Origin of the sequence: Mycobacterium simiae, from assembly GCF_008370645.1 — a bacterium.
Taxonomy (GTDB): domain Bacteria; phylum Actinomycetota; class Actinomycetes; order Mycobacteriales; family Mycobacteriaceae; genus Mycobacterium; species Mycobacterium simiae_A.
Map to the genome: position 1 here is coordinate 1 of NZ_VTZN01000397.1, position 1,271 is coordinate 1,271.

At 62.3% G+C, this 1,271-nt stretch carries 1 protein-coding gene; it reads left to right on the forward strand.

Going from position 1 to position 1,271, the window contains the following annotated elements; translation table 11 throughout:
* A partial coding sequence (locus F0Q45_RS28260; RefSeq protein WP_444875266.1) for a WXG100-like domain-containing protein occupies positions 1 to 1,271 on the forward strand: 1,271 nt, incomplete at both ends.

Consider the following 1,271-nt stretch of genomic DNA (forward strand, 5'->3'; position numbering starts at 1 on the left):
CTGCGGCGAAGTCGCTGTTGAAGGCGGCGGCGGCGGCGATCAACGCTTGTCGGCATAACGGGGCGAAGATTCAAGTTTCGGCATCGAACTATTCGAGGGCGGAGGCGGCCTCCACGCTGGGTGGGGGCAGCGGGAGTTTGCCTGCGCCGCATGATCCGGTTGAGTTTTCGGCTCCCGGTCCGCCGGCAACGTTGGGGCCGGGCGAGCCTCCTCCGATGCTGTGGCGGGTGGTGGAGCTGTTCGTGGGGGATTTGTGGCCCAACGGGGATGTGGCGGGGTTGCATGCGGCCGCGGGTTGTTGGCGCGGCTTCGGGGCGGCACTTGGTGCGGCAGAGCAGGAGCTTGACGGGCCGAAGTCGGTGATTGCTGGTCAACAGATTCCCGAAGGGGGGCTAATAGAGCCGGTCTTGTCTGAGCTGGGTGCCACGATGGCGAGTTTGGGCGAGCAGTGCGAAGAGTTGGCCAGCAGGCTTGATGATTTTGCCGACGAAGTGGCGCACGCTCAGAACGCTATTCGGGATTTGTTGCATCGGTTGGGATCGGCGTCGGGATTGTGGCATGAGGTGGTGTCGATCTTCGACGGTGATGCGCTAGAAGAGATTAAAGAGATCGCCGAGGACATCAAGGCTGTGCTGCACAACTTGGGTCGTGAAGCTCGGGCCAAGGAGCAGGCGATGCAGCGGGGGATGGGTATCGCTGATGGTTTGGTGCGTGGGATGGAGCGTTATGTGCGTGGTGAGCTCACGCATTTTCTGGGCAACGATGTTGGCAATCCGCTGGCTACGGTTTTCGATTTTTTCACCAATGTGACTGAGGGGGTCTATAAATCGGCGTTCCTGGCGGTACACGGTGTGGATCAGCTCAGCCCGCGGCACTTTTTGACCGACCCCGAGGGTGCGGCGGCCGCGTGGGAGGGCCTGGATGTGACGGCGGTGCGATCGCTTCCGGAGTATGCCTTGCTGGATCCGTGCGGTGCCGCCCAGAATTGGAAAGGGTTGCTGCATCTGGAGGATTGGAGCAGGGATCGGCTGGGATTGGGGTTGGGGGAGAACCTGTTTGACGTTGGGACGTTGGTTCTCGGGGTTAATGAGGTTAGGCGCGTGCCCACCGCCCGCCCTGGTGTGGGGGAAGGTGTGGCTGAGGAGGAGGGCGACGGTGGTGGTGGGGGTGTGGCAGCAGGGGAGTCGGGTGGCGGGGGACAGTTGGAAGATATCAACTCCTCAGGTAAGGCGCTGACCACCGAGCTAGAGAACCTGGGGGAGGATCTGCCC